The sequence below is a fragment of the Vibrio marinisediminis genome, from assembly GCF_014050145.1.
In the GTDB taxonomy this organism is placed as follows: Bacteria; Pseudomonadota; Gammaproteobacteria; order Enterobacterales; family Vibrionaceae; genus Vibrio; species Vibrio marinisediminis.
In genome coordinates this window covers 62,035-80,494 of record NZ_JACFYF010000007.1, presented here as the reverse complement: position 1 = coordinate 80,494, position 18,460 = coordinate 62,035, and the positions used below count along the sequence as shown (strand labels likewise).

At 46.1% G+C, this 18,460-nt stretch carries 16 protein-coding genes; 6 read left to right on the top strand and 10 right to left on the bottom strand.

Annotated features, from left to right (window positions below; genetic code table 11):
• Positions 1–28 precede the first annotated feature (28 nt).
• Complete coding sequence (locus tag H2O73_RS12530) at positions 29–946, top strand: helix-turn-helix domain-containing protein (RefSeq protein WP_182109197.1); 918 nt, start codon at positions 29–31, stop codon at positions 944–946.
• 120 nt (positions 947–1,066) lie between these two features.
• Here the strand turns inward: H2O73_RS12530 and H2O73_RS12525 are convergent, their stop codons facing one another.
• From H2O73_RS12525 to H2O73_RS12515, 3 genes are all read right to left on the bottom strand, one after another.
• Positions 1,067–1,825 carry a RecX family transcriptional regulator gene (locus H2O73_RS12525; RefSeq protein WP_182109196.1) on the bottom strand — a complete coding sequence of 253 codons (759 nt, stop codon included), beginning with the start codon at positions 1,823–1,825 and terminating at the stop codon, positions 1,067–1,069.
• Positions 1,826–1,974: 149 nt separating this feature from the next.
• Complete coding sequence (gene ggt / locus H2O73_RS12520; protein ID WP_182109195.1) at positions 1,975–3,717, bottom strand: gamma-glutamyltransferase; 1,743 nt, start codon at positions 3,715–3,717, stop codon at positions 1,975–1,977.
• Between the two features lie 199 nt (positions 3,718–3,916).
• Positions 3,917–4,393 (bottom strand): Lrp/AsnC family transcriptional regulator, encoded by a 477-nt coding sequence (locus tag H2O73_RS12515; RefSeq protein WP_182109194.1) that lies wholly within the window; start codon positions 4,391–4,393, stop codon positions 3,917–3,919.
• A gap of 138 nt (positions 4,394–4,531) precedes the next feature.
• Between H2O73_RS12515 and H2O73_RS12510 the strand changes: the two genes are divergently transcribed.
• Both H2O73_RS12510 and H2O73_RS12505 read left to right on the top strand, forming a co-directional pair.
• Positions 4,532–5,128, top strand: a complete 597-nt coding sequence (locus tag H2O73_RS12510) for an OsmC family protein (RefSeq protein ID WP_182109193.1) — start codon at positions 4,532–4,534, stop codon at positions 5,126–5,128.
• Between the two features lie 468 nt (positions 5,129–5,596).
• Positions 5,597–6,859 (top strand): hydroxymethylglutaryl-CoA reductase, encoded by a 1,263-nt coding sequence (locus H2O73_RS12505; RefSeq protein ID WP_182109192.1) that lies wholly within the window; start codon positions 5,597–5,599, stop codon positions 6,857–6,859.
• Positions 6,860–6,949: 90 nt separating this feature from the next.
• Here the strand turns inward: H2O73_RS12505 and H2O73_RS12500 are convergent, their stop codons facing one another.
• From H2O73_RS12500 to H2O73_RS12470, 7 genes are all read right to left on the bottom strand, one after another.
• The gene (locus tag H2O73_RS12500) at positions 6,950–7,708 is read right to left on the bottom strand and encodes an SDR family oxidoreductase (protein ID WP_182109191.1); all 759 of its coding nucleotides are present in this window, start codon (positions 7,706–7,708) and stop codon (positions 6,950–6,952) included.
• A gap of 15 nt (positions 7,709–7,723) precedes the next feature.
• The gene (gene mmsB / locus H2O73_RS12495) at positions 7,724–8,614 is read right to left on the bottom strand and encodes a 3-hydroxyisobutyrate dehydrogenase (protein WP_182109190.1); all 891 of its coding nucleotides are present in this window, start codon (positions 8,612–8,614) and stop codon (positions 7,724–7,726) included.
• 13 nt (positions 8,615–8,627) lie between these two features.
• Positions 8,628–9,758, bottom strand: a complete 1,131-nt coding sequence (locus tag H2O73_RS12490; protein WP_182109189.1) for an enoyl-CoA hydratase/isomerase family protein — start codon at positions 9,756–9,758, stop codon at positions 8,628–8,630.
• Between the two features lie 10 nt (positions 9,759–9,768).
• Entirely contained in the window at positions 9,769–10,545 is a 777-nt protein-coding gene (locus H2O73_RS12485; RefSeq protein ID WP_182109188.1) for an enoyl-CoA hydratase, read from the bottom strand.
• A gap of 103 nt (positions 10,546–10,648) precedes the next feature.
• Positions 10,649–11,803 carry an acyl-CoA dehydrogenase family protein gene (locus H2O73_RS12480; protein ID WP_182109187.1) on the bottom strand — a complete coding sequence of 385 codons (1,155 nt, stop codon included), beginning with the start codon at positions 11,801–11,803 and terminating at the stop codon, positions 10,649–10,651.
• 115 nt (positions 11,804–11,918) lie between these two features.
• Entirely contained in the window at positions 11,919–13,409 is a 1,491-nt protein-coding gene (locus H2O73_RS12475; protein WP_182109186.1) for a CoA-acylating methylmalonate-semialdehyde dehydrogenase, read from the bottom strand.
• 96 nt (positions 13,410–13,505) lie between these two features.
• Positions 13,506–14,684, bottom strand: coding sequence for a thiolase family protein (locus tag H2O73_RS12470; RefSeq protein ID WP_182109185.1), 1,179 nt, complete (start codon positions 14,682–14,684; stop codon positions 13,506–13,508).
• Between the two features lie 210 nt (positions 14,685–14,894).
• On the opposite strand from H2O73_RS12470, the gene H2O73_RS12465 reads away from it, so the two are divergent.
• From H2O73_RS12465 to H2O73_RS12455, 3 genes are all read left to right on the top strand, one after another.
• A complete protein-coding gene (locus tag H2O73_RS12465) occupies positions 14,895–15,281 on the top strand; it encodes a MerR family transcriptional regulator (RefSeq protein ID WP_182109184.1) in 387 nt (128 codons plus the stop codon).
• 45 nt (positions 15,282–15,326) lie between these two features.
• A complete protein-coding gene (locus H2O73_RS12460; protein WP_182109183.1) occupies positions 15,327–16,496 on the top strand; it encodes an isovaleryl-CoA dehydrogenase in 1,170 nt (389 codons plus the stop codon).
• Between the two features lie 222 nt (positions 16,497–16,718).
• Positions 16,719–18,326 carry a carboxyl transferase domain-containing protein gene (locus H2O73_RS12455; RefSeq protein WP_182109182.1) on the top strand — a complete coding sequence of 536 codons (1,608 nt, stop codon included), beginning with the start codon at positions 16,719–16,721 and terminating at the stop codon, positions 18,324–18,326.
• Positions 18,327–18,460 lie beyond the last annotated feature (134 nt).

The following is an 18,460-nucleotide window of genomic DNA, read 5'->3' as shown; positions in this document are numbered from 1 at the left end:
ACGACAATGCTCATGGATACGGAACACTATGACTAACACAGCCCCATACATTCTGGTACCTGAATACACATTGCTTAAAAACTTACCGCTGCACCAAAGAAAGCGGTTTGAAATAGCACTGGACCTAATGCATTCAGAAGAGAGAACCGGACTAGCTTGGCAGGAAATCGCTGCACAGAGTGCTATTTCCCCTTACCACTTCCATCGCCACTTCACCCGAGTATTTCACGAAACGCCCGGTAATTACCTAAGTAGAATCCAGCTTCAGTGGGCCGTATCCATGCTGCTGGAGTCTCCTAGTATTAAAGTAACCGATGTCGCGTTTGAATGCGGCTACTCCTCTTCCCAAGCTCTTGCCAAAGCACTGAAGCGCGAGCTCAACTTAACCGCCAAGGCAATTAAGGCAATTGGGCTAACCGGAAGCGTTCCTGAATTAAAACAAGTACTCGAGCCACTTGGTCACCGAGTTACACCTGAGGACGCTCCTCTGGAGATCCAGCTTGCTGAGAACCTACCCTGCCGAGTAGAAGAGTTTGAACAAAGGGCGATCCGCCTTGAAAAAATACCGGACGAAGGATTTGACACGCTATGTGACATTTTGGGTAGTAAGATCTGTGACCTTGCTATGCTGACTCCGGTTAAAATGCTCGACCAACCTTGGAACATTGACTGCCATTGGGTTGGGAAATGGTGCCCTCCTAATCACAAAGCCGTCGATCAAAAAATTGTCCCCTCAGGTGAGTTCCTCGTATGTGAGTGCTATATCGCCTCTGACATGGGCTATTTATCCGCATTAGAAGGGATGGAAAAACAAGGCAAGAAAATGGGGCTTAAACCATATTGGGAAGGCATTTGCGTTGAACAAGTGCTCGAACTGGATAATTCGTTGACAGGAGGAATCGTGCTTAGGATTGAAGTTCCGGTTATTTGGGAAACACAAAATTGATGTCTCCCTCCTTGCGAAATTGATGAATAAGATAGTCCTACAATCAGGAATTCGTTTATCTAAATGCCCTTTAACTATTTTAGTAATCACTCAAGCTCAATCGATTCAAGTATGGCAAGCTTACTCCATTTCACTCATAGCAAACTGAATCTCTTCTGACGAAAATCCTTTGCGAGTTAACATCGCATACGCTTTGCTGCGCTCTTTATGGGTGCTTAAGTCGTAGGATTTTTTTTCAAGTTGCTCTAGGCAAGTCGCGTAAAAATCTATCTGTTCTGAATTAATTAATTTTTCTACTAGCGAATCAAGATCGGTAATGTCGATTTTTCGTTGGCGTAACTCTTGGCGAATCACGGTCATCCCCTTGCCCTTGCGAGCATATTTCAAGACTTCCTTTTCTAAATCGGCTTTTTCCGCTTTGATCTCAAGGTTAGTTTGCAGTTGATGACCACACGCATGTTGTTTTATCGCCTCATTGACCTGAGCGTAGCTAAACCCTCTCTTTTGCAACGTTGCAGTGAGCTTTTCTTTACTCATTTTGAATTCTTGATAGTAGCTATTGATGCGATTATTTAAAATCACTTGCTCATCGATGCATAGTTCGTCTTTTACCTTAGTAATCGCCGCTTTGATCACCGCATCATTCAAGCCTTTCTTTTTGAGCTTTTCGCCAATATAACCACTACCATACTCACTAGAAAATGAACGTTCCGCGAATTTTTCAGCAAATTCATTGTCTGGTTTTAAGTAACCAAACCCACGCAACTTCTCTAGCGTGTCAGCAACCCAATCTTCATTGTCTGTTTTGACTCGCAGCTTTGAAATTAACTCGCTTTCTGTGAGATCTTTTTGACCTAAGTGCCATAGAGCTGAATTCATGACACTTTCCACACGCGTGGCTTTTTTAACTCGATTTTCTTCAGGGTACAAACGACGCCCTCGCTCTAAAGGAATGCATTCACGAGTTTACACTAATCTCGTTCTTTTCTAAGCCTTCTATTGGCTAAGACAACAGTCGATTTCAGTTCTCAATCTCCCAGAACAATCCCTTCTCTTCGAGGGTCTGCACCACCGATCATTTTTCCATCAGTGAATACCACTCCATGTAGACCAGAGTTCAGATCACGGACATCCACTTTATAACCCATTTCTTCTAAAGCTGGTTTAAAGCGCAGCGCTTTCGTCCCTTGCTCTAAATCGTAGCCACCAAATCGGTTCACCATGCGTGGCATATTAATCGCCTGCTGAATATCCATTCCCCAATCAAAATGAGCAATTAAGGTTTGAGCGACATAGCCAATAATCCGCGAGCCACCTGGAGAACCAATCGCCATATAAGGTTGATCGTCTTTAAGCACTATCGTGGGTGCCATAGAAGAACGCGGGCGTTTTCCCGGTTCAACTCGGTTGGCGACGGGGTAGCCATTTTTATGGGAAGTAAACGAGAAGTCCGTCAGCTCATTGTTAAGCAAAAAACCATTGCTCATTACCCTAGAACCAAATCCATTTTCTATGGTGCTGGTCATCGAGATGATATTGCCTTGCTTATCAACGATTACAATGTGTGTTGTGCTTGGAAGTTCAATGGATTGATCATCAGCAAGGGCGATGCGGTTGTTCCAAGGAGGGTGACCAGCTTTAACCTCTTCAAGCGCTTTTCCTTTCTTGATTAAAGCAGCGCGTTCAGCAAGGTATTCTTTATCCAATAATCCCTCAGGCATGGGGACATAATCAGTATCTGCGATATAGCGACCACGATCAGCAAATGCCAAGCGCGATGCATCGCCGATAACTTGCCATGCATTTGGGTCATCTTCCCCCATCGCCGGAAGATCGAAGTGACTAACAATGCCAAGTATCTGACCAACTGTTAGTGCCCCTGAACTCGGAGGTCCCATACCACACACATCATATTGACGATACTCAGCACAAACAGGCTCACGCTCAATAACTTTGTAAGTGGCAAAGTCTTCCAATTGAAGATAGCCGGGGTTATCACTGATGCTTTGAACTTTATCGACAATATCCTTGGCAATATCACCTGCGTAGAATGCTTTCTCGCCCTCTTTCGCCAACAGCTCTAACGTTTGCGCATACGCCTTATTCACTAGCACGTTGCCTTGCTGTAGTGGTTGCCCATCAGGGGTGAAAAAGTAGGATTTGGTGTCGGGATAGCGGCTTAACCGCGCTTTGTCTCGCTCAATAGAAGATGCGAGTCGCTCTGAAACGGTGAAGCCGTCATTCGCCAATACAATCGCGGGTTGAAGCAAAGTGCCCCACTCTTGCTTGCCATACATTGCATGCATATTGGCAAGCAGCTTAACGGTACCCGGCGTGCCTACCGAGCGCCCGCCGACTACCGCGTCATAAAACTTAAGTGGCTGACCATTTTGATCTTGAAATAACTCAGGTCGGGCTGCTAATGGCGCAGTTTCTCGCCCATCGTAAGTGGTGAGAGAACTGTTCTCAGCGTTGTAATAAACCAAGAAAGCGCCACCGCCCAGCCCTGATGATTGCGGCTCAACTAAGCCCAAAACAGTTTGTACCGCAACTAAGGCATCCGCTGCTGAACCACCACTTTTTAGCACCTGATATCCTGCCTCGACGGCAATCGGATTTGCTGCGGCAACCATGTACTGATTTGTCTCAACGCTTTGTTTGCCAGTAACCTTACTGGTCAACTCTGGTGCGATGCTATCGGCGACATCGGCGGCTAACGACAGCGTAGAGACAAGAGAAAAAGTTAAGCTAATTAATCGCTGGCTATACATACAAATCCCTATTCTATGCGCGTTGTAAACGTGGTGAATTGTTATTGAGCATTCCAAAATGGCTTTCACCAGCCGTTAGTATAGGTTCAAAAATGTTTGTACAGCGCGTCTATGCTGTAAAAAGCCACCAGCTTCACAACTCAATTTTTAGTCATTACTCAGAACACTCCGCACTAAAATGGTTGCTATCTCGTTTTATCTACTCAATTGAATCTGGCATGTTAATCGGCAAGGCACTGGTATGCTTCACTTCATCTAATACAAACAGAGTTTGCGCTTCTCTCACCTCAGGGAAGCTTCGCAACGTTTTTAAGATGAACTGCGACAATTCTTTATTGGTTCTTGCCACCACTTTCATTAGATGGTCATAAGGACCAGAAAGTGAGTAGCACTCTAAGATTAATGGATGCTCTCGCGCTGCATTCTTAAACTCATCAAAAGCCGCTTCATTTCTTTGATCAATGCTCACTTGAATAAATGCGGTGACACCAAAGCCCGCCTCTTCGGCATCAAGTAACGCACCATATTTTTTGATTACGCCAGTTTCTTCAAGATGCTTGGTACGTCGTAAACACGTTGATTCCGACATATCAGTGGCTTTGGCAAGCTCAACAATTGAAATACGACCATTTTCCTGAAGATGCGAAAGTAGTTTTTTGTCCTGCTTAGTTAGCATGACGATTCCCTTCAAAAATAAATATTAAAATGAATGATAACACCAAAATATCGTCATTCGAGCACGACTTTGACGACTAAATTCACAGAGTTTGAATTAGAATTTATAGCGAAGAACTGATTAAACAAGGAAAATTCTATGTCAGACAAAAAGTTTTATCATGTGGGTGAACTGAGTGCGGAACAACCACAGACAACCCAATATCAACCATCAACTTTTGCTAAAGCACGTCACCCTGAACCGTATCGCTTTGAAGTGAATCTAAGTGCTGAAGCAGGTGATATGCAAAAGAAAACCGGCGTTGTTTCCGTTAATATTCCTGGTTTTAGCCCTGTAAGACTTTTTTGTGATGAACAGCCACCAGTCGGTAATGATACGGCGCCACCACCACTGGCGTTCTTCGCCGCGGGTATCGGCTTTTGTTTAATGACACATTTAACCGACATTCTTACTGCGCGTAAAATTCAAGTCGATTCGCTAAAGCTAGAGCAACGCATTGTATTTAGAACCAACCTCGGTCACATGCGCGATCATGGCTATATGACGGACGGCGGATGCGATGTTGTTGAAACACACGTTATTATTGAAAGCCCCGAGCCTGAAGAAAACATCAAGGACCTGTTAAACGAAGCGGAAAATGGCTGTATGGCGCACTATGCGTTGAGAAACCCAATCCCTTGGTCAACCCGTCTTATTTACAATGGCAAAGAAGCAATTAGCCGCTCTGGCGAGTAAACGCATAGTTTGACTCTTGTTCACAACAACAGTTTTATTGCGTGTACTTTATTGCATGTAGATACCTGTGTATTCGGGTATCTACCGTTTTTCGATGCTTGTTTCCATTTTGATGAGTCGCTTTAGTGAAGATAATTGGGGGTTCGTGGCATTATGCTACACATCTAACATCAAATGATTTGTAACAGTTTTTTAGTCGGTTAATCAATATACCATTTATTCGCTAACAAATTGATATGTAACTACATTTCCAACCTTCACATTTACTATTAATCAAACATAAATACGCCCCCTCCCTGCTCCAACCACTTAACCTACTTAAGTTCGATAAAATGCCCCAAAATCAAAAATGACAAACAAAGATCCTTGGTTGTAAAAAATACTGTTATTGCAAAAACCACGCATTGCATCGTAATCAAACTCGGTATCACTAATATTTCATGCTGAACCAATAAAGAATCAACTTGTATGCCGAAACTGAACCTAAACCGTGCAAGGAATAGCTCGCCTTTCTCTGATGTAGAAAGCGGTGAGAAACTACAATCTGCACTCGAACCCAAATACAACAAGCCCAATAAAAAGATCTGCCTCAGTGCCGGTCTATCAGATAAGCATCTACAACGTCGTTGGCAAGTTTTAGAGTCTATGACAGAGAAAGAACTGCTATTGGACTCATTTACCCAACAGCATCACCAAGCGTATTCAAACAATATCGAGCACTTTATTGGCACGGTAAATGTGCCGGTTGGTCTTGCTGGTCCTCTTCGTGTTAACGGCTTATTCGCTAATGACGACTTCCTTGTACCACTGGCAACGACTGAAGCGGCATTAGTTGCCTCATATAACCGTGGCGCTAAGTTGATCACCGCATCTGGTGGTGTCAGTACTTTGCTGATCAATGAAGGTGTTAGCCGTACGCCAGTGTTTGCATTTCAATCTCTGTCAGAGTCGGCTCAGTTTGTTAGCTGGGTTGTTACGCAATATGACATGTTCCGCACGGTCGCGGAGTCCACCACCAACCATGGCAAATTAAAGGACATCAATGTAAACATTGAAGGCAACCATGTTTACTTGGTGTTTGAATATCTCACAGGTGATGCTTCTGGACAGAATATGGTCACCATCGCGACTCAGAATGTGTTTGTTTATATTCTAGAGCACAGTCCAATCGCGCCAGTAGATGCCTTTCTTGACGGCAATTTATCGGGAGACAAAAAAGCTAACGCTTATACATTACGCTCGGTACGAGGCAAGAAAGTCTCAGCTGATGTGACGATTCCTGCTGAGTTGGTAGAGCAACATCTAAATACCACGCCAGCAGCAATGGTCAAATTCGGTAAGATGAATACGGTGGGGGGATTACTCAGTGGTTCGATTGGTATTAATGCCCACTACGCCAATGCGTTGACCGCTCTTTATATAGCTTGCGGGCAAGATGCCGCCTGTGTTGCCGAGTCAGCAATTGGTATTACCCGCATGGATGTCACGCCAAACGGTGATCTTTATGCCTCAGTCACCTTACCCAATATTATGGTCGGCACTGTTGGTGGTGGTACTGGTCTACCCACTCAAAAAGCCTGTCTGGATATTTTGGGATTACATGGCAACGGTAAAGCAAAAGCACTAGCAGAAGTGGCAGCGGCACTGTGTCTAGCAGGAGAAATATCAATTGTTGGCGCGTTTTGCGCAGGCCATTTTTCACGAGCACACCATAAATTGGCGCGTAAATAACGATTTTAAGAACGAAAAGACATTCACAGTTAGCCGTAATCTGTCAGTTCAAAACAAGCAACTGACAGATCACCGTTCAATCGGTACACGTTACATCCTCATACCACCATCGATTTCTAACACTCTTCCCGAGATGAAATCATTGGCGAGAACATACTTGATGGTAGAGGCGATCTCTTCCGCTTGTCCTAACCGCCCTACGGGTATCATTCCAATCAAGCGTTCCATCGCTTCTGGCTTTATTTGGTCCGTCATCGCGGTTTTGATCACCCCTGGAGCAATCGCTACCGAGCGAATACCGTAACGACCCAACTCTTTAGCCCATACCGTTGCCATAGTGGCGACCGCCGCTTTCGAAGCAGAATAGTTGGTTTGCCCCATATTGCCCGCTCTTGCCACGCTTGAAATATTAATCAGCACGCCTTTGCTGTCGGTATTAAGCATCACTTTAGCCGCTTCGCGACCGCATAAAAACGTGCCAGTCACGTTCACATCTAACACTGACTGAAACTGTTCAAGCGACATGGTTTTAACTTGTCCATCTCGGACTTTAACAAACATCCCATCACGCATAATGCCGGCATTATTCACCACGCCATTTAGCTGATTAAAATCCGTTTCAATTTGCCCAAACGCTTCAATCACCTGTTGCTCGTCAGTCACGTTTGCCACATAACAGCGGGCGATTACACCTAAAGCTTCACACTCTAAACGAGTTTCATCTAACTGGTCTTTTCCTAGATCGACCAAGGCTAAGTTCACCCCACTTTGCGCCAAAGACAACGCCATTTGCTTGCCTAGTCCTTGACCCGCTCCGGTAATCGCGATGACTTTCTCTGCCAATTGCATACACTCTCCTTATGCTTACTTTTCTTTCTGGTAGAACTCATACAAGCTAGAAAAGTCCTTTTGTCCATTACCTTGACTGTTATGGAAATTAAACAGATTGCGCGCCAAACTTCCCATTGGCGTTGGCGATTGGCTCGCCACTGCTGCTTCCATCGCCAAACCAAGATCTTTTGCCATCAACTGGCTCATAAAGCCGCCTTGGTAACCATTACTTGAAGGCACATTCTCCATCACGCCTGGGCAAGGGTTATACAATTCCAATGCCCAGTTTCGACCTGAACTTTGCAACATAATATCGGACAGCACTTTAGGGTCTAACCCATTTTCTACGCCTAGATTAAGCGCTTCACAGGTGCCACTCATTAAAATACCCAGCATCATGTTATTGCAGATTTTAGCGACTTGCCCTGCGCCAGCCTCTCCGGCATGGAAGATGTTTTTGCCCATATGATCGAGTATCGCTTTCGCTTGCTCGAAATCATCTTTGCTTCCGCCGACAATGAAGGTGAGCGTTCCTGCACCTGCGCCGGCAACACCACCAGAAACAGGCGCATCGACAAAGCCATAACCACGCTGGTGTGATTTGGCTGAAACATCACGCGCGGTTTCCGCATCGATGGTTGAGCAGTCGATTAGCAGCGTACCTGATTCAACACTGTCGAGAATGCCACCTTCTCCAAGGTAAACACTTTGCACATGTTGGCTTGCTGGCAACATAGTAATAACGACATTCGCACCCTGTACGGCTTGTGGTAACGAATCCGCACTCGTTGCACCTAACTCTGTTAGCTCTTGTACCGCGCTCGGATTTAAATCAAACACTTCTACATTGAGTTGTGCTTTTAGTAGATTTTTTGCCATCGGAGCGCCCATATTGCCGAGCCCGATAAATGTGATCTTATCCATCTGGTTTATGTCCTTATAAAGTTGCCGCTTGTATATCCGTTCTTTGTAGGGGATATAGCTTTGAATCAATCGGAGAGAAGAAACGTTCTATAACTTGTGGCGTCACTTGTGACACATCCTGATAAATCCAGTTTGGCTGATTGGTTTTATCAATGATCAGTGCTCTCACGCCCTCTCTAAAATCACCTTCAAGACCGCATCGAAGGGTGAGGCTAAATTCCATCTCAAAACATTCTTTTAATGCTAGGTCGGGATATTTAGTCAATTGCTGATAGCAGATTTGCAATGACAGAGGGCTGGCATAACGAAGTGATTTTTGCGCATTGCTGAACCATTTATCATCAACACTTGCCGTATTTATGGCATTCACTATTTGCGGCAAACTGCCTTGGCAAAGCGCCTCAACCTCAACAGCATGTGCCATCAGTAACCCATCATCTGAAGTGCTAACTTGCACGTGATCGAGCATTTCACTAAGCACTCGCTCAATGTCGCTGTGTTGGCTCCACTCTACGTTAGAGAGCTGTTCGAGAAAATTCTGTTTGTCGTCTGCTGCCGCTGTCCATTGGCACAAACCCAATGCTTTCATATCAGTCGCGTTAACCTGACAAGCAGTTAGCGCGATAAACAAAGCAAAATGTTGAGGTAGATGGCTTAAAAAGTAAGTGCCTCCCACATCAGGATAGAGCCCGATCTTGCTTTCTGGCATGGCAAATCGCGTATTGGTTGAGGCGACTCTATGACTCGCGCCCATAAACAAGCCAACACCGCCTCCCATTAAATAGCCATGTCCCCATGCAACGATGGGTTTCGAGTAGGTATGGATTAAATAGTCACAACGGTATTCAAGGGTGAAGAAGCTATCCATCGCTTTAAATGCGGTGTCAAAGTCTTGCTCTTTGTTTTCCAATGCGCGGAAAATGGCTTGAATATCCCCACCTGCACAGAATGCTTTTTCTCCTGCAGCATGTAAAAAGACCGCAACAATGTTGTCGTCAGATTGCCATTTGAGTAGCTGCTCATAGAGCTGTTCGATCATCTCATAATTGAGTGCATTCAGAGCGCTTTGGTTGTCTAACTCAAGTACACCAATCGATGAGCCATCAGCACATGTCATTTGAGAAATATTTACTTTCCCTGTCATAGTCGCTCCTTTAACTGTTGGTCCAATTGGGTTTGCGCTTTTGCAAAAAGGCGTTCACGCCTTCTGCTTGGTCTTGAGTATTAAATAGCTGCAAAAACAATTCGCGTTCAAGCACCAAACCGGCATCATGATTTTGGCTACGGCGATTTTGAATCAAAGTTTTACACGCAGAAATTGCTTTGGGTGATTGCGCAGCCACACGCTGTGCAAGCTCCATCGCGGTTGTTAGGGCTTGCCCTGTATCCACCATTTCTTCTACTAAGCCAATGCGCTCCGCTACTTGCGCCGTTGCTCGTTCGCCACACAAAATCATACGTTTGGCCCAACCTTCACCAACTAATGCCGTGAGGTTTTGCGTACCGCCAGCACAAGGCAACAAGCCAACAGAGGCTTCCGGTAGTGCCATTTGAACTTGCTGCTCTGCAATTCGAATATCACACGCTAACGCGACTTCCAGCCCGCCGCCCATGGCATAACCGTTAATCGCAGCTATCGAGACACCATCAAACGCAGAGAGCGCCTCAAACGCTTCACCAAAGGCAAATGCCATATCCGCGGCTATCGCTTTATCGCCGCTAGCAAAGGTTTTTAGATCGGCACCTGCGGAGAAGAATTTCTCTCCCTCTCCGGTTAAAACCAATGCATAAATTGTGCGGTCATGGCTTAGTTCATTCACCAGCTCTTTTAACTGTTTTAAAGAGTCAAGCGTCCATGTGTTCGCTGGTGGATTACTCATGGTTAACTTGGCAATATGCGCCACCCGTTCTAACTTAATCTGTGCGGTCATAACTATTCAGTCCTTTAATTCTGCCGTTACATTCGGCTCATCTATTCGCCACTTGTCGCAACTTATTCCACCTTAGGTAGAGCCCTTACACCACTCATGCTCGCTATAACAATTCAACGCCTTCACTGAGTAAGCGCCTTGCGATGATCAAACGCATGATTTCATTTGTTCCTTCAAGAATTTGGTGTACGCGAACGTCTCTAAAATGGCGCTCCACTGGGTACTCTTTGATGTAACCGTAGCCGCCATGGATCTGAAGTGCCTGATCGCACACTTTAAAACCAACATCAGTAGCAAAACGTTTCGCCATTGCGCAGTAAGCGCTTTTTTCTGCATGTTGAGAGTCGAGTTTAGCCGCGGCTAGACGCACCATTTGGCGTGCCGCGACAAGTTCTGTCGCCATATCTGCCAGTTTGAATTGCAGCGCTTGAAATTGAGCCAAAGCGCGACCAAATTGCTTACGTTCAGTCATATATTGCTTAGCTTCATTTAGTGCTTGCTGCGCGGTACCGATTGAACAGGTGGCGATATTAATTCGCCCGCCATCAAGACCCTGCATTGCGAGGGTAAACCCTTCACCTTCTTCCCCTAACAGATAGCTCGCGGGAATGCGGACATTTTCAAAGCTGATCATTCGCGTCGGTTGGCAGTTCCAACCCATCTTGGCTTCTTTTTTGCCGTAGCTAACGCCTTCGCTATCTGCCGGCACAATAAACGCCGAAATCCCAGCGGCACCTTCCCCGCATGAACGAGCCATTACGACGAGCACTTCGGTATCTCCAGCGCCAGAGATGAATACTTTCGCACCGTTGAGGACAAATTCATCCCCCTCACGTACTGCACTGGTGGTTAACGATGCCGCATCTGAACCCGCATTCGGCTCAGTTAAACAGTAAGAAGCCAGCTTTTCGCCTGAAACTAAATCTTCGCTAAATTGCTCTGCTACTTCTTGTTTGGCAAAGCTGGTGATCATCCAAGTCGCCATATTGTGAATGGTCATAAATGCGGTGGTTGCGGTACATCCCATTGCCAGTTGCTCAAAGATAATGGCGGCATCCAATCGTGATAAGCCCAATCCGCCATGTTCTGGGGGAGTATAGATACTTAAAAAACCAAGCTCACCAGCTTGTCGGATAACATCTTTAGGAAAGTGAGCGTTTTCATCCCACTCAGCCGCGTTAGGTGCCAACATTTGGTCGGAGAACTGCTTCGCGGCTTCGGCAAACGCTACTTGATCTTCGTTTAATTCAAAATCCATCTTGAAACCCCAAATTGTGTTTATCTCAATGTGCTTTTGTTAAATTAGAAAGTAAGCCAAGCCATCAGTACGGATAAGTGACCAACGCTTGGCTGCTATTCATTGTGCTTCGCTGTTATAGCTGAATGGTCATATTGGGACCGCTTGGAATATCATCTTCAAACCAACGTGCCGTCACGGTTTTAGTTTCAGTATAAAAGCGTACAGCTTGTTTGCCGTAGGCATGTAGATCACCGTAGAAACTGCCTTTCCAGCCAGTGAATGAGAAAAATGGCAATGGCACAGGAATCGGCACATTAATACCCACGTTACCCACTTCAATATTGTGCTGATATTTTCTTGCTGCCGCGCCACTCGCGGTGAAAATAGAGGTGCCGTTACCAAATGGACTCGCATTGATAAGATCAATCGCGCTATCCAAGTCGTCCACTTCCATGGTGAGTAGAACGGGGCCAAAAATCTCTTCTCGATAAATAGACATATCCGTAGTGACATTGGTAAACAACGTCGGTCCAACCCAATTGCCATTCGGGTGTCCCGCCACCTGGCAATCTGAGCCATCCAACACACAATTAGCACCTGAGGCTTTGCCTTCATTAATTAAACCCACCACACGTTGCTTCGCTTGTGGGCTAATCAAAGGTCCATAACCTGCTAGCTCATCATCCCACGCGCCAGGTTGCACTTGGGCTAACGCCTCCTTAAGCTCTGGTATCCACTCTTTGGTTTCACCGACAAACACCGCCACTGAGATTGCCATACAGCGCTGACCCGCGGCACCCACAGAGGCACCAACCAAGCTATTGATCACTTGCTGCTTGTTCGCGTCCGGCATGATCACCATATGGTTTTTTGCACCGGCGAATGACTGAACGCGTTTAAGATTATCGGTACCCGTTTTGTAGATGTATTCACCCACCGCGACAGAGCCGACAAAAGAAATAGTGCGCACGATAGGATCAGTCAAGATTCGGTCGACTTGCTCTTTCTTACCATGAACAATTTGCAGTACGCCTTTAGGTGCGCCCGCTTTTTCAAATAGCTCAGCCAGCATCATTGCGGTTAACGGTACTTGTTCAGAAGGTTTCAAAACAAAGGTATTGCCGCAGGCTATTGCCATTGGGAACATCCACAGCGGGATCATCGCAGGGAAGTTAAAAGGTGTAATGCCGGCGCACACACCAAGTGGCTGAACATACGAATAGCCATCAATATTGCTGGCAACGTTTTCAACGGTTTCACCCATCATTGAACTGCAAATATTCGCCGCTTGTTCAACGACTTCGATCCCACGCCAAACATCGCCTTTTGCATCCGGCAGTGTCTTACCTGTTTCACTAGAAAGTAAAATAGCCAGCTGGTCATGGTGCTCTTTAAGCAAGTGCTGATAACGCAACATTAAGCGAGCACGCTCAGGCGCTGCCACTTCCTTCCAAGTCTTAAAGGTTTCCGCTGCGCTCGCAATTGCTGCGCTCATTTCTGACTCAGTTGCACACGGCACTTGCGCAATCACTTCATTGTTCGCTGGATTCGTCACATCTATCCACTGTGTGGACTCTGACATGGCGAATTCGCCGCCGATAAACTGTTTTACTTTTTCTGACATGATGACGTCCTTGTATATTTCGGTTAACCACTGACTACTGGTTTGTAAGTTCGCCCGTAGATCACTACGGGTAGATAGTGAATTCGGTTAATCTACTCAGCAAATCTCTATCGCTATTGCGGTCGCTTCTCCGCCGCCAATACATAAAGAAGCGATACCACGTTTGCCGCCACTTTGTTTAAGCGCATGGATAAGTGACACTAAAATTCGATTGCCACTGGCACCAATCGGGTGACCTAAGGCACAAGCACCACCGCGAACGTTTACTTTACTCGCATCGAGTTCGAGTGCTTTTACTGCGTATTGGGTAACCACTGCGAATGCTTCATTAATTTCCCACAGATCAACATCGGCTTTATTCCAGCCGGTTTTTTCAAGCAAGTCTTCAATGGCGAAAACCGGAGCAATGGTAAATTCCTCCGGCTCTCTTGCATGGGTGGTATGAGCGATGATTCTAGCCACTGGTTGCAATTGCTCTGCTTTGCCAAAATCGCTACCCACGAGTACCAAAGCCGATGCGCCGTCAGATATGGAGCTTGAGTTCGCCGCCGTCACACTGCCATCTTTGGCAAAGGCTGAGCGCAAAGTCGGAATTTTCTCAGCATCAAGTTGGCTTGGTTGTTGATCATCACTATAAGTCGATTCTGCCTTTCTTTGCTTAACCGTGACGGGCGTAATTTCCTCTTTAAAAAGACCTTGCTCAATTGCTTGTTGGGCGCGCAATAGTGATTGCTGCGCCCAACTATCCATACTTTCACGACTAAACTGATATTTTTGCGCGGTTTGCTCTGCAAATACGCCCATCAATTCACCTTGATAAGCATCTTGTAAGCCATCAAAAAACATATGATCGAGAACTTGGTCATGCCCTAAGCGGTAACCATCACGTGCTTTTTTCAATATATAAGGAGAGGACGACATGTTTTCCATCCCACCCGCAACCACGGCATTGGCGCTACCCGCTTGGATCAAGTCGTGCGCTAACATCACGGTTTTCATTCCTGAGCCACACACTTTATTTAACGTGGTGCAACCTACCGATTGAGGCAAGCCAGCTTTAAGACTTGCTTGACGCGCTGGCGCTTGGCCAACACCCGCGGTTAAAACACAACCCATCAATACTTCGTCTACTTTGTCTTTAGCTACTTGGCTTTCTTCAACCGCAGCTTGAATGGCTAATGCGCCTAATTGAGTGGCGTCGGTCGTTGCGAATGCTCCTTGGAAAGCGCCAATCGGTGTCCGTTTTGCGGCAACAATCCATGTCTCTTTTTTCATTTCATTAACCTTTTGTTGACGTATACGTAATAACTATACTAACATTTACGTTAACGTCAAGTTTTGAGGTTATTGTTTGTTCGGTTGACGATCTTTACTGAGGGAAACATCTGTAATATCAACGCTCGAGAGATACTGCAATTTATTTACTTTAACGTTAACGAGTTGTATATTCGTATAAAGGTTATACGAAAGTCGAAAGGTTAAGTAATGAATACATTTAAGATCAGTGAGCTCGCCAAAGAGTTTGACATTACGACCCGAAGTATTCGTTTTTACGAAGATTTGGGGCTCATCGCTCCTGAACGTAAAGGCAGCACTCGAATCTACAATGGTCGCGATCGAATCAGACTGAAACTCATTTTGCGAGGAAAGCGTTTAGGGTTTTCGCTTGCAGATATTAAAGAGTTATTTGAGCTCTACGACACCGATCAAAGTCAGGAACAGTTGACCTATATGATTCGGTTGATCGAAGACAAAAAGGTTACATTGCAACAGCAAGCGAATGATATCCATGCCGTGATGATGGAGCTTAATGCCGCTAAGTTGCGATGTGAAAATACACTTAGATCCATTAATGGTGATACCGCCACCTAACATTCCCATGCGAAACGTGGGTGGCGTATTTTGCAAGGATACGCAATGAAATCGACCTACTCTTCGCTAAACTTCGTTCATGATGAAAACGCGGACCTGCTGCGCGAGCAAATCAATCACTTTGCCGCCAGTGAAATCGCACCTCTGGCGCAATCAATAGACCAAACCAACGAGTTCCCTAACCATCTTTGGCAAAAGCTCGGTGAGATGGGATTACTTGGGATCACCATTAGTGAAGAGTTTGGTGGTGCTGAGATGGGATATCTCGCCCATGTTATCGCGATGGAAGAAATAAGCCGAGCTTCCGCTTCGGTAGCGCTAAGTTATGGCGCGCATTCAAACCTTTGTGTCAATCAAATCCATCGCAATGGCACACAAGCGCAAAAAGAGAAATACCTACCCAAACTTCTTTCTGGTGAACACATTGGCGCACTCGCAATGAGCGAGGTTGGCGCGGGTTCGGATGTTGTCTCGATGCAACTCAAAGCCGAACGTAAAGGCGATATTTTCTTGCTAAATGGCAATAAAATGTGGATCACCAATGGCCCTGATGCCCACACCTATGTTGTCTATGCTAAAACGGATCCTAGCCTAAACGCCAAAGGTATTACTGCCTTCATTATTGAGCGCGGCTTCCCCGGATTTTCGCAAGCTCAAAAACTCGACAAACTCGGCATGCGCGGCTCGAACACATGTGAACTGGTATTTGAAGACTGCGAAGTGCCAGTAGAAAACATCCTCGGTGAAGAAAACCATGGCGTAAAAGTACTGATGAGCGGGCTCGATTACGAGCGCGTTGTGCTTGCTGGTGGTCCGCTCGGCATCATGCAAGCTTGTATGGATATTGTTGTGCCTTACATTCATGACCGCAAACAGTTTGGGCAACCGATTGGTGAATTCCAATTAGTGCAAGCCAAAATTGCCGACATGTATACCCAAATGAATGCCGCCAAGGCGTATGTCTACGCCGTTGCCGCCGCTTGCGACCGTGGTGAAACCAGCCGCAAAGACGCCGCCGGTGCCATACTTTTTAGTGCTGAACTGGCGACCAAAATGGCGCTAGATGCTATCCAACTGCTGGGGGGCAATGGCTATATCAATGAATTTGATACTGGTCGCCTACTACGCGATGCCAAATTGTATGAAATTGGCGCTGGCACCTCAGAAATACGACGCATGCTAATTGGTCGTGAATTGTTTAACGAAAGCGCTTAATTAGGCGCTATTCGTCATTAAATTTATCTCTATACCCAAGAAACTTGAAGGTGCAGGTAGGCGGCAAGTGAGAAAGTCCCCTGAGCATAGGTGAACTATGTGATTGGGGCGCACGAACACAGCCAACACCGCTGCAACTTCAAGTATGACGGGTATAAGTTACTTTAGTCATCATGTTCAATGCGAGGGGTTGACCTCGCGCTAGATGGAGAACAACAATTCATGGCTGGCATTAAATCCAATATCAACACCCATTCAGAGCTGTATCGTGAAAACTATCGCTCCATGGCGGCACTAGTTGATCAACTTTATACCGTCACTCATCAAATCGAAGATGGTGGTGGTGAAAAAGCACGACTGCACCAACAACAAAAAGGCAAGCTTCCGGTTCGTGAGCGGATCCTCGCGCTACTCGACCCCGGCTCATCATTTCTCGAAATTGGTCAGTTTGCCGGTTGGGATGTATACCCAGAGTACGTACCATGCGCTGGCGTAGTTGCTGGTGTTGGGGTGATTGACGGCACCGAATGTATGATCGTCGCCAATGACGTGACGGTGAAAGGTGGCAGTTACTACCCACTCACGGTTAAGAAACATTTGCGTGCTCAAGAAATTGCCGAAAAATGCCGTCTGCCCTGTGTTTACCTTGTCGATTCCGGCGGCGCCAACCTACCACGACAAGATGAAGTATTTCCTGATAAAGACCATTTTGGGCGCATCTTCTACAATCAAGCTCGCATGTCGGCGCAAGGCATTGCCCAAATTGCCGTGGTTATGGGGCTATGTACTGCTGGGGGAGCGTATGTTCCTGCCATGTGTGATGTTTCCATCATCGTCAAACAACAAGGTACGATTTTTTTAGCCGGTCCTCCTTTAGTTAAAGCGGCGACAGGTGAAGAAGTTAGCGCTGAAGATTTAGGCGGCTCCGATGTTCATTGCCGCACATCCGGCGTGGCCGATTACTGCGCAGAAAACGATCACCACGCATTACAACTTGCTAGACAAGCCGTTGCACAAATTAACCACGTTAAGCCAGCTCAACTAAAGCAAAAACCCGCAAAAGAACCACGTTTTGCTGCTCAAGAGCTTTACGGCATTGTCGGCACAGATCTTAAAAAGCCTTTTGATGCTCGTGAAGTGATTGCCCGCATGGTCGACGATTCTCAATTCGATGAATTTAAAGCTCTGTTTGGTGAAACGCTAGTATGTGGCTTTGCCCATATACATGGTTATCCGATTGGAATCATTGCCAACAATGGCATTTTGTTTTCGGAATCAGCACAAAAAGGCGCGCACTTTATCGAGTTGTGTACACAACGCAAAATTCCATTGCTATTTCTCCAAAATATCACCGGCTTTATGGTTGGACAAAAATACGAGGCAGAAGGCATAGCCAAGCACGGTGCCAAAATGGTCACCGCCGTGGCTTGTGCGGATGTGCCTAAATTTACCGTAGTAATTGGCGGCTCTTATGGTGCTGGTAACTACGGCATGTGTGGGCGCGCCTATGATCCAACCATGATGTGGATGTGGCCTAATGCACGAATTTCAGTGATGGGCGGAGACCAAGCCGCCGGCGTTATGGCGCAAGTCACTCGTGATATTAAGACGCGCAAAGGTGAAAGCTGGAGTAATGAGCAAGAGCAAGAATTCAAACAACCGATCATCGACCAGTACCAAACCCAGAGCCACGCTTACTACGCCAGTGCTCGGCTTTGGGATGACGGCATTATCGACCCAGCAAAAACACGCGACGTCATCGGAATTGCGCTTTCAGCGGCACTAAACGCGCCAATAGCAGAAAGCAAATTTGGCATATTCCGTATGTAATTAGCTTATATAGTTTACGTATGAAATAGGCATTAGTTGTCGCCTACTCGACTGCCGATACACAGGTGTGACTACACTCAATATAGGCAGCGAGAATTAGCACTTAGCACAACAACATACATACGACAGTAATG

What these genes read in the sequence shown, in the direction of transcription:
- H2O73_RS12510 (WP_182109193.1), top strand. Translation starts at nt 4,532, where the DNA reads ATGTCAGACAAAAAGTTTTATCATGTGGGTGAACTGAGTGCGGAACAA.
- H2O73_RS12525 (WP_182109196.1), bottom strand. Translation starts at nt 1,825, where the DNA reads ATGAATTCAGCTCTATGGCACTTAGGTCAAAAAGATCTCACAGAAAGC.
- H2O73_RS12505 (WP_182109192.1), top strand. Translation starts at nt 5,597, where the DNA reads ATGCCGAAACTGAACCTAAACCGTGCAAGGAATAGCTCGCCTTTCTCT.
- H2O73_RS12480 (WP_182109187.1), bottom strand. Translation starts at nt 11,803, where the DNA reads ATGGATTTTGAATTAAACGAAGATCAAGTAGCGTTTGCCGAAGCCGCG.
- H2O73_RS12485 (WP_182109188.1), bottom strand. Translation starts at nt 10,545, where the DNA reads ATGACCGCACAGATTAAGTTAGAACGGGTGGCGCATATTGCCAAGTTA.
- H2O73_RS12490 (WP_182109189.1), bottom strand. Translation starts at nt 9,758, where the DNA reads ATGACAGGGAAAGTAAATATTTCTCAAATGACATGTGCTGATGGCTCA.
- mmsB (WP_182109190.1), bottom strand. Translation starts at nt 8,614, where the DNA reads ATGGATAAGATCACATTTATCGGGCTCGGCAATATGGGCGCTCCGATG.
- H2O73_RS12470 (WP_182109185.1), bottom strand. Translation starts at nt 14,684, where the DNA reads ATGAAAAAAGAGACATGGATTGTTGCCGCAAAACGGACACCGATTGGC.
- H2O73_RS12530 (WP_182109197.1), top strand. Translation starts at nt 29, where the DNA reads ATGACTAACACAGCCCCATACATTCTGGTACCTGAATACACATTGCTT.
- H2O73_RS12460 (WP_182109183.1), top strand. Translation starts at nt 15,327, where the DNA reads ATGAAATCGACCTACTCTTCGCTAAACTTCGTTCATGATGAAAACGCG.
- H2O73_RS12465 (WP_182109184.1), top strand. Translation starts at nt 14,895, where the DNA reads ATGAATACATTTAAGATCAGTGAGCTCGCCAAAGAGTTTGACATTACG.
- ggt (WP_182109195.1), bottom strand. Translation starts at nt 3,717, where the DNA reads ATGTATAGCCAGCGATTAATTAGCTTAACTTTTTCTCTTGTCTCTACG.
- H2O73_RS12515 (WP_182109194.1), bottom strand. Translation starts at nt 4,393, where the DNA reads ATGCTAACTAAGCAGGACAAAAAACTACTTTCGCATCTTCAGGAAAAT.
- H2O73_RS12455 (WP_182109182.1), top strand. Translation starts at nt 16,719, where the DNA reads ATGGCTGGCATTAAATCCAATATCAACACCCATTCAGAGCTGTATCGT.
- H2O73_RS12500 (WP_182109191.1), bottom strand. Translation starts at nt 7,708, where the DNA reads ATGCAATTGGCAGAGAAAGTCATCGCGATTACCGGAGCGGGTCAAGGA.
- H2O73_RS12475 (WP_182109186.1), bottom strand. Translation starts at nt 13,409, where the DNA reads ATGTCAGAAAAAGTAAAACAGTTTATCGGCGGCGAATTCGCCATGTCA.